14 protein-coding genes and 1 pseudogene are annotated in these 13,791 nt (G+C 62.5%); 8 read left to right on the top strand and 7 right to left on the bottom strand.

Features of this window, described 5'->3' with window-relative positions; genetic code table 11:
- Window positions 1–231: 231 nt before the first annotated feature.
- Window positions 232–1,056 (bottom strand): S24 family peptidase, encoded by an 825-nt coding sequence (locus tag ACIQYU_RS17940; protein WP_233687782.1) that lies wholly within the window; start codon window positions 1,054–1,056, stop codon window positions 232–234.
- A gap of 141 nt (window positions 1,057–1,197) precedes the next feature.
- Here ACIQYU_RS17940 and ACIQYU_RS17935 point away from each other — a divergent pair.
- Window positions 1,198–1,269, top strand: a pseudogene (locus ACIQYU_RS17935) (chemotaxis protein); the annotation flags it as partial.
- A 101-nt stretch (window positions 1,270–1,370) separates the two neighbouring features.
- Here the strand turns inward: ACIQYU_RS17935 and ACIQYU_RS17930 are convergent.
- Together ACIQYU_RS17930 and ACIQYU_RS17925 are read right to left on the bottom strand one after the other, a co-directional pair.
- Window positions 1,371–1,553, bottom strand: coding sequence for a hypothetical protein (locus ACIQYU_RS17930; protein ID WP_028613209.1), 183 nt, complete (start codon window positions 1,551–1,553; stop codon window positions 1,371–1,373).
- A 93-nt stretch (window positions 1,554–1,646) separates the two neighbouring features.
- Entirely contained in the window at window positions 1,647–1,997 is a 351-nt protein-coding gene (locus ACIQYU_RS17925; protein ID WP_207837646.1) for a hypothetical protein, read from the bottom strand.
- 162 nt (window positions 1,998–2,159) lie between these two features.
- On the opposite strand from ACIQYU_RS17925, the gene ACIQYU_RS17920 reads away from it, so the two are divergent.
- Window positions 2,160–2,981: a shikimate 5-dehydrogenase gene (locus tag ACIQYU_RS17920; protein WP_402801167.1), complete on the top strand. Its 822-nt coding sequence runs from the start codon at window positions 2,160–2,162 to the stop codon at window positions 2,979–2,981.
- Between the two features lie 126 nt (window positions 2,982–3,107).
- Here ACIQYU_RS17920 and ACIQYU_RS17915 read toward each other — a convergent pair whose 3' ends face one another.
- The 3 genes from ACIQYU_RS17915 to ACIQYU_RS17905 form a co-directional block, all read right to left on the bottom strand.
- Complete coding sequence (locus tag ACIQYU_RS17915; protein WP_063914904.1) at window positions 3,108–3,350, bottom strand: hypothetical protein; 243 nt, start codon at window positions 3,348–3,350, stop codon at window positions 3,108–3,110.
- 97 nt (window positions 3,351–3,447) lie between these two features.
- Entirely contained in the window at window positions 3,448–3,975 is a 528-nt protein-coding gene (gloA, locus tag ACIQYU_RS17910; RefSeq protein ID WP_063914905.1) for a lactoylglutathione lyase, read from the bottom strand.
- Between the two features lie 225 nt (window positions 3,976–4,200).
- Window positions 4,201–4,560: a histone-like nucleoid-structuring protein, MvaT/MvaU family gene (locus ACIQYU_RS17905; protein ID WP_063914906.1), complete on the bottom strand. Its 360-nt coding sequence runs from the start codon at window positions 4,558–4,560 to the stop codon at window positions 4,201–4,203.
- A gap of 361 nt (window positions 4,561–4,921) precedes the next feature.
- Here ACIQYU_RS17905 and ACIQYU_RS17900 point away from each other — a divergent pair, with 361 nt between their 5' ends.
- Together ACIQYU_RS17900 and cobF are read left to right on the top strand one after the other, a co-directional pair.
- Complete coding sequence (locus ACIQYU_RS17900; protein ID WP_402801163.1) at window positions 4,922–6,211, top strand: OprD family porin; 1,290 nt, start codon at window positions 4,922–4,924, stop codon at window positions 6,209–6,211.
- A gap of 67 nt (window positions 6,212–6,278) precedes the next feature.
- Window positions 6,279–7,028 (top strand): precorrin-6A synthase (deacetylating), encoded by a 750-nt coding sequence (gene cobF, locus ACIQYU_RS17895; protein ID WP_333956512.1) that lies wholly within the window; start codon window positions 6,279–6,281, stop codon window positions 7,026–7,028.
- A 75-nt stretch (window positions 7,029–7,103) separates the two neighbouring features.
- Here the strand turns inward: cobF and ACIQYU_RS17890 are convergent, their stop codons facing one another.
- Window positions 7,104–7,454 (bottom strand): response regulator, encoded by a 351-nt coding sequence (locus tag ACIQYU_RS17890; protein WP_207837660.1) that lies wholly within the window; start codon window positions 7,452–7,454, stop codon window positions 7,104–7,106.
- 252 nt (window positions 7,455–7,706) lie between these two features.
- Between ACIQYU_RS17890 and ACIQYU_RS17885 the strand changes: the two genes are divergently transcribed.
- The 4 genes from ACIQYU_RS17885 to ACIQYU_RS17870 are packed head-to-tail and all read left to right on the top strand — an operon-like array spanning window position 7,707 to window position 13,784.
- A complete protein-coding gene (locus ACIQYU_RS17885; protein ID WP_207837662.1) occupies window positions 7,707–11,174 on the top strand; it encodes a response regulator in 3,468 nt (1,155 codons plus the stop codon).
- On the top strand, window positions 11,171–11,992 hold the full coding sequence (locus ACIQYU_RS17880) for a protein-glutamate O-methyltransferase CheR (RefSeq protein ID WP_207837664.1): 822 nt from the start codon (window positions 11,171–11,173) through the stop codon (window positions 11,990–11,992). The genes ACIQYU_RS17885 and ACIQYU_RS17880 overlap by 4 nt, the downstream gene beginning before the upstream one ends.
- Complete coding sequence (locus tag ACIQYU_RS17875) at window positions 11,989–12,588, top strand: chemotaxis protein CheB (protein ID WP_063914912.1); 600 nt, start codon at window positions 11,989–11,991, stop codon at window positions 12,586–12,588. The genes ACIQYU_RS17880 and ACIQYU_RS17875 overlap by 4 nt, the downstream gene beginning before the upstream one ends.
- Window positions 12,558–13,784 carry a hybrid sensor histidine kinase/response regulator gene (locus tag ACIQYU_RS17870; RefSeq protein ID WP_207837666.1) on the top strand — a complete coding sequence of 409 codons (1,227 nt, stop codon included), beginning with the start codon at window positions 12,558–12,560 and terminating at the stop codon, window positions 13,782–13,784. The genes ACIQYU_RS17875 and ACIQYU_RS17870 overlap by 31 nt, the downstream gene beginning before the upstream one ends.
- The last annotated feature ends 7 nt before the right edge of the window (window positions 13,785–13,791 follow it).

Here is a 13,791-nt window from a genome sequence, read left to right as displayed (position 1 = left end):
AGCCTCAAGCAGAGAACGGTCCGCGTACCCTGTGGGAGCGGCTTCAGCCGCGAAGAATCCAACGCGGTGCATGGCATCGGCTACGCCGGTGTTCGCGGCTAAAGCCGCTCCCACAGGGGGCCCTGCTGATTCAATGAGTCATGTGCATGAGGACCGGGCTTGCCCGCCAAAGGCCACAAGACGGCCCAATTGGGTGAGTGAACGGCTTACGTCGTCGTGATGGGTTTCGCTTTACACAAGGTGCGCATTCCACACCAGCAGCACCCTGGCCTGGATGTAGGTCTCTTCCCGACGAATCATGCGGTCCTTGTGCCGCGAGTTGTCGGAAATCATCTCGAAGTGGTCCTCGTCAGCAATCTGCAGCCGCTTGATGTAGATGTGGTCACCCCAGGAGAAGAAGTAGATTCCATCGCCGACGAACTCGCGGATGCTGACGTCCACGATCAGTGGGTCGCGGTGCTTGATGGTCGGTTCCATCGACTGGCCCCAGCCGGTCACCATCTTCAGGTGGTGGTGCTCGCTGAACTCCACGCCCAGCTCGCGCAGGTGGCTTGGGCTGACGCGAACATCCTTGAACATTTCGGGGTAGTCGTGGGGGATCTGCCCGCCGCCCATGGCCGCCCGGACGTCATAGTGGGCAATCCACACTTCGTCGCCCACAAGGCCTGGCCGATCAGGTTCAGCCTTTAGCAGCGTCGAGTCTGCCGGCTCCTCGGCGGCGGCCAATAGCCTTTGCCGGGTTTCTTCGGGGATGCCTTTGCCGCTTCTGGCAAGCATCTGCTTGACCAGGTCGGCAGCGGAAAGCTTGCTGTCGCCAGGCTCGACTGGCGCCTGCGCCAAGTCGCCCGCTGCCATTGCATCGAACCAACCCCGCGGCAAGCCTTCGATGCCCTCGATTCTGCGGGCCACGTCATCGCCCAGGTTCTTCGCTGTCTTGTCCGAAAGGATCTGGCTCAGGTGCGCAGGCGCCATCCCCCAGCGCTCTGCGCAGGACCCCTTTCTCTGGTTGCCGATCAGCTTGACCAGGTTGTGCTTGCGAATTTCATAGATGTCCATGAGGCGAAGCATGCCAGTGTTTAGCTTACTGCTAAATGTGCGAAAAGCTAAATTTATCTTGTCGTGATATTAGTCGCAAGCTAAATCCATTGTGCGGACAAGGGAAGCGCTTACGACATCACCATCCGTAATGAGGTTTTCATGGATCCTACTGACCTCGGCCCAGGCACCGTCACCTGGCTGGGCGGAACAGGCACCGTGTTGCTGGGCGCGCTCGATCTCACAGGCGCCACAGAACTCTCGGCAAGCAAAAAAAAGACCCGCCAGGTAGGCGGGCCAGAAGGGCGTAGGGAGCAACGCACAACAAATACGGGTCAGGCGACCAGGGTGCCTGGTTGCAACTGTTCGACCAGGGCCTGGGCCGAGGCCAGGGTCGGCATCGGGCCGCTTACGGCTTCGCCGTTGCGCACCAGGTACCAGCAAGCCAGCAGGCCCTGCTCACGCAGTGAGGTGGGGACGGCACTGCCGACAACGGACATGATCTGGATAGTGGCCATGTGGACCTCCTGTAAACATGGCCCTACCTTACGCAGCAGCCGGGGCGGTTTGAAATTAACTTCCTCGATAGTGGTCATTGGTTCCATCAACATTTACCAGCGCGGCGGGCCGTAATACACCGGAGGCGGGCCATAGTAGGTGCGGTAGCCCGGGGGCGGTGGTGCCGGCACGTAGTACGGCTGGTAGTACACCGGTGGTGGCGGTGGTTGCACGTACACCGGCGGTGGCGCGTAATAGACTGGCTGGCGCTCGACGTACACGGTACGGTCGCGCCCGCCATAAACCGTCGCCCCGAACACGGCACCAACCACGGCCGCACCCAGCAGCGGGCCCGGGCCATACCAACCACCATGGCCATGACCATGGCCGCCGTGGGCGACAGCGGACCCGCTGATGGCCAGGGCACCGACCAGCAGGGCGATTCCGGGAATGTGACGGTTCATGAAGCAACCCTCGCAAGAACACCCCAAGTGTGGGGTCCTATTACTATGACTCCACTCTCTGTCAGCTGAGCACAGGGGAACGGTAAAGGTTGTGTAAGGGACGACCAGTGGTTGCCTCTGTTACGCTGCACAAACGTTTCAGTTATGACAAAGGAGCAGGTTATGTCGACAACTCCCAGCAGAGATACCCTGCTGTGCATCTCCCTGGCGGGCCGCCCTGGCACCTTCGGTGTGCGGTTCCATAACCACCTGTACCAGCAGTTGGGCCTGGACTTCTACTACAAGGCCATGCGCACCGATGACCTGCCGGCGGCGGTGGCGGGTATCCGCGCTTTGGGGATCCGTGGTTGCGGGGTGTCGATGCCGTACAAGGAAGCCTGCATGGCCCTGGTCGACGAGATCGATCCGTCGGCGGCGGCCATCGAGTCGGTCAATACCCTGGTCAATACCAATGGCCACCTCAAGGCCTACAACACCGATTACCTGGCCGTGCGCCAGTTGCTGGAACAGCACCAGATCGACCCGACAACGGCGTTTGCCTTGCGCGGCAGTGGCGGCATGGCCAAGGCCGTGGCCAGTGCCTTGCGCGATGCCGGGTTCGCCGAAGGCATCATCGTTGCGCGTAATGAGCAGGCCGGGCGGCAGCTCGCGGATATGTGCGGTTATCGCTGGGTGCCGGAGCTGGGGGACCTGTGCCCACCCATGTTGGTCAACGTGACGCCGATCGGCATGGCGGGCGGGCCGGAGGCCGAGGCGCTGGCATTTTCCGAGAACGCCATCGCTGCGGCGGAGCGGGTGTTCGATGTGGTGGCGATGCCGGAGAGCACACCGTTGATCAGACGGGCGCGGGCGTTGGGCAAACCGGTGATCACCGGGCTGGAGGTGATTGCGCTGCAGGCGCTGGAGCAGTTCGTGCTGTACACCGGGGTGCGGCCGACCCGGGCGCAGGTGAAGGCGGCGGTGGCGTACGCCCGAGATATCTGATTACTCCTGTACCGGCCCTTTCGCGGGCTTGCCCGCTCCCACAGGTACTGCACAGATTTCAGGCCCTGTGGGGTTCCTGTGGGAGCGGGCAAGCCCGCGAAGAGGTCGGCACAGGGATTGACAAGGTCAGAACACCTTGTGCCCTTCATCCAGCTGCTGGTCGACCAGCGCCCGGCCATGGGCCAGCGACACATGCTGCGCATTCTCAAGGTCGGAGAAGAACTTCATCGGCATCGACATGCGCTTGCTGGTGTGCCCGTCGGGGTCGGTGATCAGGCACCCGGCGGCATAGGGCAGGGGGGAGTCGGGGTGGGGCATCACGCTGGCGGTGATGGTGTGCTTGCGGTATTCACAGTGAAGAGATTGCATCGTCCTTACCTCGCTGTGGCATGTGAAGCAGTTACCTTCATATACCACAGCAAGGGGCCGGGAGTTCCCGGCCCGACGAGCGAATCGCGATAAACGCTTAGCCTTTGAGCTCGGTCGGCTGGATGACTTCGATCCAGTAACCGTCCGGGTCCTTGATGAAGGCCAGGTAGTTCATGCGCCCGTCCTGCAGGCGTTTCTGGAAGGGCACGTCCAGTGCCTCGAAGCGCGCGCAGGCGGCGCGTACGTCCGGTACCGAGACGCAGATGTGGCCGAAGCCGCGCGGGTCGGTGTTGCCATTATGGTAGGCGAACTCGGCATCGTTTTCGGTGCCGTGGTTGTGGGTCAGTTCCAGCACGCCGGGGATCGACTTCATCCACTGGTGGCGTTCGCCGTCATCGGCAGGGATCTGCGCAGGGTCGACCAGGGCCAGGAAGTACAGGCTGAAGGCAGCTTCGGGGAAGTCGCGCTTGTCCACCAGGCGGAAGCCCAGCACGCGGGTATAGAAGTCCAGGGACTTCTCGATGTCCTTGACCCGCAGCATGGTGTGGTTGAAGACGAACTGGGCGGTGGCGGCATCCGGTTGTGCGGTGACGCCAGGCAGGGTTTGCAGATCGTGCAGGCTCATGGGAACTCCTGAGACGGGGCCGGGCGCAGGGCGCCGGCAAAAGAGACAGGCTGGCCATGATACGGCAGTGCGCCGATTGCGCAAATGAAAGCGCCCTGCACGAGGCAGGGCGCCGGAATTAGAGGCCCGCATGTGCGGGCGCGTGATGGGGTCGCTAGTCCTTTAGCTGTCTCGATACTGAGCCAGCCCTTGTGAAAAAAGTGTGAAGTGCGTGTGGACGTTTCATCAGCGTACCCAGCTTTCTACCGTGGCGGCTCCGTACTGTTCCTTCCAGGCCTTGAGGCCGCGGTGGTTGCCGCCTTTGGTCTCGATCCGCTCGCCGGTGTGCGGGTTGGTGTAAACCTTCACCACGCGCGGGCGGCGCTGTTGCTTGGGTGCTGCACTGGAAACCCGGGCCACGGCCTTCGGGTCGAGGATGGCGATGATATCGCGCAGGCTCTTGTCATAGCTTTTCATCAGGCCGACTAGTTTCTGCTCGAATTCGATTTCGCGTTTGAGGCCGGCATCCTTTTTCAACGCTTCCAGTTGCGCCATCTGTTCCTGGAGCGCTTTTTCGGCAGCACGAAACTCTGCAAGTCTGGACACTGTAATCACTCCTGTACGTCGATCGTGGCAAGGCGTGACGAACATTGAAGAAGAATAAAACGCCGGCCACGCGGGTGGGTTCCGCTGTTCGCTGATATCGAGTGTAGTCATTCGTGGGTACTGGGTAAACTGCAAACTTTTTGTAAGTAAGCCGGGAACTTTCCTAGTTTCGCGTGCGGTATTTCCCTGTTTTTTCGCGGTTTCCTGGTTGCGCGCCTAGACCATGGTCCAATGGCTCGTGCCAGAGCCTTTGCGCGATCATCATCAGATGATGGCCGGCTATTGTTCGGTCCCCTCGCAGTACCGTGGCCAGCACGTGCCACAGGTTGTTTACCCGCCTTGATTCTGGATGTTTTCTCGCATGTTTGCCCCTTTTCCCCTCGCCCCCGGGCGTCGTGTTGCCGGCCTGTTCCTGTTGTGTGCCGGCGTCAATGCCCAGGCCGCCGGTTTTCTTGAAGACAGCAGTGCCAAGGTCGAAGCACGCAATGTCTATTTCAACCGGGATTTTCGTGACGGCCACAGCAGTTCCAGCCAGGGTGCGTCCAAACGCGAAGAATGGGCACAAGGCTTCATCCTCAATGTGCAGTCGGGTTATACCCAGGGGCCGGTAGGTTTTGGCGTGGATGCGCTGGGCATGTTCGGCTTCAAACTTGACTCCAGCCCGGCTGACAGTAACAGCGGCCTGCTGCCGTCTTCCGGTCACGACCCGCGGCACTCGGCGGACCAGTACGCGAAGATGGGCCTGGCGGCCAAGGCCAAGGTTTCCAATACCGTGCTCAAGTACGGTTCGATGATGCCGGATGTGCCGTTGCTCAAGTACAACGATGGCCGCCTGCTGCCAACCATGTTCCATGGCGCCATGCTCACCTCCGAAGAAGTGCGCGACCTGAAGTTCACCCTGGCCCGTCTGGACAAGTACACCGCACGGGATTCCACCGACCGCCAGGACATTCGCGTGCATTGCAAGAACAAGCGCTATGCCTGCGATATCGAGGCTGACCATTTTGACCTGGCCGGTGTCGATTACCGTTTCAACGAGCGGTTCAGTGCCCAGTACCAGGTGGCCAAGCTGGAGAACATCTACCGCCAGCACTTCCTCGGCCTGGTGGCCAGCCAGCCGTTGGCATTGGGTAGCCTGTCGGCCGACCTGCGCTTGATCAAGAGTGATGACATCGGCAATGCCCGCGCCGGCGAAATCGACCATCGCGCGTTCAGCGGCATGCTCGGCTACAGCCTGGGTGGCCACAAACTCAGTGCCGGCTGGCAGCGCATGTATGGCGACAGTGCCATGCCCTACCTGGATGGCACCAACCCGTACCTGGTCAACTATGCCCAGGTCAACGACTTTGCCGCCGCCCAGGAACGCTCCTGGCAGGTGCGTTATGACTATGACTTCAAGGCCTGGGGTGTGCCCGGCCTGACCTTCTTCACCCGTTACATCAACGGTGACAATATCAAGGTGCCAGGCAGCACGGCCGAAGGCAAAGAGTGGGAACGCGACACCGAGTTCAAGTACCAGGTGCAAAGTGGCACATTCAAGGACGTCAGCGTGCGCCTGCGCAATTCCACTTACCGCAGCAACTATGAAAAGTGGGCGCGTGACATGGACGAGACGCGGGTCATTGTCAGCTACAACTTCTCCATCTTCTAACGGGTCGCTTTGCCAAATACCGGCAGCCACCTGACAATGGCTGCTGGTTCCCACAAAGGGCTGGGCAATGAAAGACCTGTTGTTGATCGGCATCGGCCCGGGTGACCCGCGCCAGGTCACCTATGAGGCGGTCGATGCGCTGCGTCAGGCCAGTGTGTTCTTCGTGCTCTGCAAAGGCAGCGACAAGAACGAGCTGGTGCGCCTGCGCAAGGCCATCCTGCAACGCTACCGCCCCGAGGGCGGCTACCGCCTGGTGCAGGTGGCCGACCCTGCACGCGATGGCCAGGCGGATGACTACCTGGGCGCGGTGCAGGACTGGCATCGGCAGCGTTCGGCGCTGTATGCCCAGCTGATCGAGCAGGAGATTGGCGTTGGGGAAACCGGTGCCTTTCTACTGTGGGGCGAGCCGACGCTGTACGACAGCACACTGCGCATTCTTGACTTGGTCCGTGAGCGCGGTGTGGCGCTGCGGTTGCAGGTAATTCCGGGCATCAGCAGCGTGCAGGCGTTGGCGGCGCGTCATCAGGTGCCGCTCAACCGTATCGGTGAGCCGTTGACCGTGTTGCCAGGGCGGCGCCTGGCCGGGCAGGGGCAGATCGACAATGTGCTGGTGATGCTAGATGGGCAGTGCGCGTTTGCCCGGCTCGATGACCCGGCGCTGATGATCTACTGGGGCGCGTACCTGGGGACCGAGGATGAGGTGCTGATTGCCGGGCCGTTGCAGGCGGTGAAGGCGCAGATACTGGAAGTGCGTGAGCGGGAGCGGGCGCGCAGGGGGTGGATCATGGATACCTACCTGTTGCGCAGGGAGCTGTAGTCAGCTACATCTGCACTCAGCACCTGTGGTGACCCTGTGGGAGCAGGCAAGCCCGCGAAGCAGGCGCCGCAGTTCTCAAGGGTTACCCAGAATGGCCTGCACTTTCTCCCGCAACTGGTCGATACCGAACGGCTTGCCGATCAGGTGCATGCCCTCCGGCACGTCGACGCTGTCGGCATAGCCACTGGCGAACAGTACCGGCAACAGCGGCCGCAGTTCGCGCGCCTTGGCTGCCAACTCTTCGCCGCGCATGTCCGGCAGCCCCACATCGGTCATCATCAGCGCCAGCTCCTGGCCCGGGTCCTCGAGAATGCGCAGCGCCGCGCTGGCATGCTCCGCCTCGATGACCGCGTAGCCCAGCTCGTCGAGCACTTCGACCATCAACATGCGTACGATGTCGTCGTCTTCGACTACCAGAAGGTGCATGGTCAGGATCCTGTGCAAAAAATGTATGTCTTTAATCTGTGCACCGGACGGCAGCAGAAGTTCCCGAGAATACCGGGCCCGGCAATCAGATGGAACGATTGGCGCACGCCGCCTTCAAATACTGGCTAAATGCCCTGCCAGACCCGGCAAAGCTGGTTAGACTCGCTTAACAGGGACGACACAGTGGCAGATGACGACAACGACTGATCCGCCACACCTTTTAATGGACTTTTCTAGCTCGGGCGTTCTCACATGATGCAAGCAGCCTTGATGGACCAGCGAAGCTTCCGCAAGTTGTTGAGCCGCAACGTCGGCCTACCCCTGGGGGTGGGCCTGCTGGGGGCCGTGGCCTTTGTCGCGGTGATCAACTACCTGCTTTCGGCCATGCAGTGGGTCGAGCACACCGACCAGGTGATCGGCAATGCCAACGAAACGGTCAAGCTGTCGATCGACATGGAGACCGGCATGCGTGGCTTCCTTCTCACCGGCGAGGAGCGTTTCCTCGACCCCTACGAAGTGGCCAGGCCGCGCATCCTCGGCAGCCTGCAGAGCCTGCGCGGCATGGTCGAGGACAACCCGCAACAGGTCGAACGCATCGACCGGCTGATTGCCCTGCAACAGGCCTGGAACGCCTTCGCCAACGAGATGATCGCCCAGCGCCGCGGCCAGGGGGACTACCGCGCCTCGATCGGCAGTGGCCGCGGCAAGCGCCTGACCGATGAGATCCGCAAGGAGTTCGACAGCCTGATCGGCAGCGAACAACAGCTGCGTATGGCACGTAACCAGAAGGTCAGCAATGTAACCATCACGGTCATATCGTCCTTCGTGCTGTTCATCGTCGGCCTCAGCGCCTTGCTGGCCTACCTCGGGCGGCGCGACCTGCTGGCGTTGTCGGCTACCTATGACGAAAACCTCAAGGCCCAGCAGCGCTCGGCCGAGCGCCTGGAGCACCAGGCCTGGCTGCGCAACGGGCAGACCCAACTGGCCGAGCAGGTGCTGGGCCAACTGACCCTGCCCATGCTCGGTGACAACATCCTGCGTTTCTTCGCCAGTTACCTGGGCTGTGTGGTGGGCGCCATGTACGTACGCGACGAGCATGGCCGCCTGGTGCGTATGGCCAGCTATGGCCTTGATGCGCAGGAACAGGCCCGCGAGCAGGTGCTGGGCGATCACGAGGGCCTGCTGGCCCAGGCCGTGCGCGAAGCGCGCGTGCTGCGCCTGGAAGACTTGCCCGAAGACTATTTCCACCTCAGCTCCGGCCTGGGCCGCGGCCTGCCGCGCAGTGCCCTGCTGATGCCAGCGAGCAACGACGGGCAGGTCAACGGCGTGCTGGAGCTGGGCTTCCTGCGGCCGTTGCAGGCGCGTGACGAGGAACTGCTGCAACGGGTCGCTGGCAACCTTGGCATCTCCATCGAAAGCGCTCGCTACCGGCAGCGCCTGCAGGAAGTGCTGGCCGAGACCCAGCAACTGAACGAAGAGCTGCAAGTGCAGCAGGAAGAACTGAAAACCGCCAACGAAGAACTGGAGGAACAATCCCGCGTGCTGAAGGAGTCCCAGGCTCACCTGGAAACCCAGCAGGCGGAGCTGGAGCAGACCAACGAGCAGCTGTGCGAGCGCACCGAGGCGCTGGACCGCAAGAACGACGAACTGCTCCAGGCCCAGGACGAGCTGCAGGCACGCGCCGAGGAACTGCAGCGTTCGAGCAAGTACAAGTCCGAGTTCCTCGCCAACATGTCCCACGAGTTGCGCACACCGCTGAACAGCTCGCTGATCCTGGCCAAACTGCTGGCGGAGAACGGCGAGGGCAATCTCAGCGACGAGCAGGTCAAGTTCGCCGAATCCATCTACTCGGCCGGCAACGACCTGCTCAGCCTGATCAATGACATTCTCGATATCGCCAAGGTGGAGGCCGGCAAGCTCGAAGTGCGCCCCGAAAGCACCCAGGTGGAGCGCTTGGTTGAAGGCCTGCGCGGCCTGTTCGAGCCGTTGGCCGGGCAAAAGGGCCTGGCCTTCGAGGTGACTACCGAGGCGCAAGTGCCGGCCACACTGTTCACCGACCGCCAGCGCCTGGAGCAGATCCTCAAGAACCTGCTGTCCAACGCCATCAAGTTCACCGAGCGCGGCCAGGTCAGCCTGAACATCGGTTATCAGCCCGGCACCGGCATCGTCTTTGCCGTACGCGATACCGGTATTGGCATCGCCGCCGACCAGCAGCAGGCGATCTTCGGCGCCTTCCACCAGGTCGATGGCACCAGCAACCGCCGTTATGGCGGCACCGGCCTGGGCCTGTCCATTTCCCGCGACCTGGCGCACCTGCTGGGCGGGCAGATCAGCGTCGACAGCAGCCCCGGCCAGGGCAGCGTGTTCAGCCTGATCCTGCCGGAGCGCTATGAGCGCGTGGCGCAGGATATCCAGGCGGTCAGCCTGCGCCCGGCGGTCGATAGCCTGCCACCCGCGCCGCAGGCACCGGTGCCCGCGGCGCCGAAACGCCCGGCACCAGCGTTCGCCGACGACCGCGAGCGCGCGCCGTTCGGCAACCGCTGCATCCTGGTGATCGAGGACGAACCGAACTTCGCCCGCATCCTCTTCGACCTGGCCCACGAGCTGGGTTACAGCTGCCTGGTGGCGCAGGGCGCCGACGAGGGCTTCGAGCTGGCCGCGCAGTACATCCCCGATGCCATCCTGCTGGACATGCGCCTGCCCGACCATTCCGGCCTGACCGTGCTGCAACGCCTGAAGGAGCAGGCCAGCACCCGGCACATCCCGGTGCATATCATTTCCGTGGAAGACCGGGTCGAGGCGGCCATGCACATGGGCGCTGTCGGCTACGCGGTCAAGCCCACCAGCCGCGAACAACTCAAGGAAGTGTTCGCCCGCCTGGAGGCCAAGCTGACCCAGAAGCTCAAGCACATCCTGCTGGTGGAGGACGACGACCTGCAGCGCGAGAGCATTGCCCGCCTGATCGGCGACGACGATGTCGAGATCACCGCCGTGGCCATGGCCCAGGATGCCCTGGCGTTGCTGCGCGATAACATTTACGACTGCATGATCATCGACCTCAAGCTGCCGGACATGCTCGGCAACGAACTGCTCAAGCGCATGACCGCCGAGGACATCCGCGCCTTCCCGCCGGTGATCGTGTATACCGGGCGCAACCTGACCCGCGAAGAAGAAGCCGACCTGCTCAAGTACTCGCGCTCGATCATCATCAAGGGCGCCCGCTCGCCGGAGCGCCTGCTCGACGAAGTGACGCTGTTCCTGCACAAGGTCGAGTCGCAACTTTCCAACGAACGCCAGCGCATGCTCAAGACCGCGCGCAGCCGCGACAAGGTGTTCGAAGGCCGCAAGGTGCTGCTGGTGGACGATGACGTGCGCAACATTTTCGCCCTGACCAGCGCGCTGGAGCACAAGGGCGCGATCGTCGAAATCGGCCGCAACGGCCGCGAGGCCATCGAGCGCCTGGAGCAGCATGACGACATCGACCTGGTGCTGATGGATGTGATGATGCCGGAAATGGACGGCTTCGAGGCCACCCGGTTGATCCGCCAGCAACCGCGCTGGCGCAAGCTGCCGATCATTGCCGTGACCGCCAAGGCGATGAAGGATGACCAGCAGCGTTGCCTGCAGGCCGGCGCCAACGATTACCTGGCCAAGCCGATCGACCTGGACCGCTTGTTCTCGCTGATCCGTGTGTGGCTGCCGCAACTGGAGCGAATTTGACTAGCGAACGTAACACCGATATCGAAATCCGCTTGCTGATCGAGGCCATCTACCTCAAGTACAGCTACGATTTCCGCAACTATTCCGGCGCCTCGATCAAGCGCCGGATCCTGCATGCGCTGCGCCAGTTCGACTGCCTGACGGTGTCGGCGTTGCAGGAGCGGGTGCTGCACGACCCCGGGATGTTCATGCAGTTGCTGCAGTACCTGACGATCCCGGTCAGCGAGATGTTCCGCGACCCGGGGCACTACGTGGCGCTGCGCAACGAAGTGGTGCCGCTGCTGCGCACCTGGCCGTCGATCAAGGTATGGATTGCCGGCTGCAGCACGGGCGAGGAGGTGTATTCAATGGCCATTCTGCTGCGCGAGGAAGGCCTGCTGGAACGTACCATCATCTACGCCACCGACATCAACCCGCATTCGCTGGACAAGGCCAAGCAGGGCATCTACTCAATGAAGAACATGCGCGAGTACGCCGAAAATTATCGCATCGCCGGCGGCCGGCGCGACTTTGCCGAGTACTACACGGCGGCCTACGGCAATGCCATCATGGACAGCACCCTGCGCGACAATGTGACGTTCGCTGACCACAGCCTGGCCACCGACAGCGTGTTTTCCGAAACCCAGCTGGTGTCGTGCCGCAACGTGCTTATCTACTTCAACAAGGAACTGCAGGACCGAGCCCTGGGCCTGTTCCATGAGTCCCTGTGCCACCGCGGCTTCCTGGTGCTTGGCAGCAAGGAATCGGTGGACTTTTCCGCCTACAGCGAGCGCTTCGAGCCGCTGGTCAAGCCCGAACGGATCTACCGCAAAGCATGAACGGCGTGCGCGCGGTGGTGATCGGCGCCTCGGCGGGCGGCGTGACGGCGCTGCTCACCGTGCTGGGCGCGTTGCCGGCCAGCGTCACCATCCCGGTGGTATGCGTGCTGCACCTGCCGGATGGCCGCCACAGCCAACTGGCCGAGGTGCTGCAGCGCCGCCTGCAGCGGCCGGTGTGCGAGGCCCGTGACAAGCAGCCGCTGCTCGCCGGGCAAATATACGTGGCCGGGCCAGGTTACCACCTGTCGGTGGAGCGTGACCTGACCCTGTCGCTGAGCCAGGAGCCGCCGGTGCATTTTTCCCGGCCGGCGATCGATTACCTGTTCATGTCGGCGGCTGATGCCTACGGTGCCGGCCTGCTGGGCATGCTGCTCACCGGTGCCAATGAGGATGGTGCCGAAGGCCTGGCCTATATCAAGCACAATGGGGGCCGGACTGTGGTCCAGGACCCTTGTGACGCACAGGTGGCGCTGATGCCGGAGGCCGCTCTGGCCCTGCACCAGCCCGACCATATTCTTACTCTGAGTGGCATCGAGCGGTTGCTCGCCGCCCTGGAACCCAGCGCATGCCAAGCCACACCATCGCCAAACTGCTGATCGTCGACGACCTGCCAGATAACCTGCTGGCCCTCGACGCCCTGATCCAGGGCGAAGGCCGTGAGGTGCACCAAGCCCAGTCGGCCGAGGCAGCGTTGTCGCTGTTGCTCGAGCACGAGTTCGCCCTGGCCATCCTCGACGTGCAGATGCCGGGCATGAACGGTTTCGAGCTGGCCGAGCTGATGCGCGGCACGGAAAAGACCCGCAACATCCCCATTGTGTTCGTCACCGCCGCCGGGCGCGAGATGAACTACGCGTTCAAGGGGTATGAAAGCGGTGCAGTGGACTTTTTGCACAAGCCGCTCGACATCCTGGCGGTAAAAAGCAAGGTGTCGGTGTTCGTCGACCTGTACCGCCAGCGCAAGGTGCTCGACCGCCAGTTGCAGGCCCTCGAACGCAGCCGCCAGGAGCAGGAACTGCTGCTGGCCCAGCTGCAAAAGGCGCGGGGTGAACTGGAGCATGCCGTGCGCATGCGTGATGATTTCATGTCGATCGTGTCCCACGAGGTGCGCACCCCGCTCAATGGCCTGATCCTGGAAACCCAGCTGCGCAAGCTGCACCTGAAGCGTGGCAACTTGGCCGCCTTCAGTGGCGACAAGTTGCAGGCCATGGTCGAGCGCGACGAGCGGCAGATCAACAGCCTTATCCGCCTGGTCGAAGACATGCTCGATGTGTCGCGTATCCGTACCGGCAAACTGTCGCTGCGGCCCAAAGCGTTCGACCTGGGCCAGTTGGTGCGTGGCCTGGTGGAGAACTTTGCTGCCCAGGCCACCGCATTGGGCACCCATATAGAGTTGCAACGCTGCGAGCCGCTGCAGGGCGAGTGGGACGAGTTTCGCATCGAGCAGGTGCTGGCCAATCTGTTGTCCAATGCCTTGCGTTATGGCGAGCGCAAGCCGGTGCAGGTGCGGGTGTTCGAGCAGGACGGCCTGGCGTGCGTGCAGGTGCAGGACCATGGCATCGGCATCTGCGCAGCCAACCAGCAACGCATCTTCCAGCAGTTCGAGCGGGTCGCCACCCAGCGGGCCAGTGGTGGGTTGGGCCTGGGGCTCTACATATCGGAACAGATCGTCCAGGCCCACGGCGGGCGCATATTGGTCGAGAGTGAAGAGGGCAAAGGCGCCACCTTCACCTTGCAATTGCCACTGGCAACCTACGAACAACAAAACGACCAGGCACGGGCAACCTCTGCCTGAGCCTGGG

The sequence above is a fragment of the Pseudomonas sp. NPDC096925 genome, assembly GCF_044762545.1.
Classification (GTDB): Bacteria; Pseudomonadota; Gammaproteobacteria; order Pseudomonadales; family Pseudomonadaceae; genus Aquipseudomonas.
This window is presented reverse-complemented; position numbering and strand designations above follow the sequence as displayed.

Bases quoted from the DNA above. Each gene is read 5' to 3' on its own strand.
- ACIQYU_RS17870 (WP_207837666.1), top strand. From the start codon at position 12,558: ATGCCAAGCCACACCATCGCCAAACTGCTGATCGTCGACGACCTGCCA.
- ACIQYU_RS17885 (WP_207837662.1), top strand. From the start codon at position 7,707: ATGATGCAAGCAGCCTTGATGGACCAGCGAAGCTTCCGCAAGTTGTTG.
- ACIQYU_RS17925 (WP_207837646.1), bottom strand. From the start codon at position 1,997: ATGAACCGTCACATTCCCGGAATCGCCCTGCTGGTCGGTGCCCTGGCC.
- ACIQYU_RS17940 (WP_233687782.1), bottom strand. From the start codon at position 1,056: ATGGACATCTATGAAATTCGCAAGCACAACCTGGTCAAGCTGATCGGC.
- ACIQYU_RS17930 (WP_028613209.1), bottom strand. From the start codon at position 1,553: ATGGCCACTATCCAGATCATGTCCGTTGTCGGCAGTGCCGTCCCCACC.
- ACIQYU_RS17900 (WP_402801163.1), top strand. From the start codon at position 4,922: ATGTTTGCCCCTTTTCCCCTCGCCCCCGGGCGTCGTGTTGCCGGCCTG.
- ACIQYU_RS17890 (WP_207837660.1), bottom strand. From the start codon at position 7,454: ATGCACCTTCTGGTAGTCGAAGACGACGACATCGTACGCATGTTGATG.
- ACIQYU_RS17875 (WP_063914912.1), top strand. From the start codon at position 11,989: ATGAACGGCGTGCGCGCGGTGGTGATCGGCGCCTCGGCGGGCGGCGTG.
- cobF (WP_333956512.1), top strand. From the start codon at position 6,279: ATGAAAGACCTGTTGTTGATCGGCATCGGCCCGGGTGACCCGCGCCAG.
- ACIQYU_RS17920 (WP_402801167.1), top strand. From the start codon at position 2,160: ATGTCGACAACTCCCAGCAGAGATACCCTGCTGTGCATCTCCCTGGCG.
- ACIQYU_RS17915 (WP_063914904.1), bottom strand. From the start codon at position 3,350: ATGCAATCTCTTCACTGTGAATACCGCAAGCACACCATCACCGCCAGC.
- gloA (WP_063914905.1), bottom strand. From the start codon at position 3,975: ATGAGCCTGCACGATCTGCAAACCCTGCCTGGCGTCACCGCACAACCG.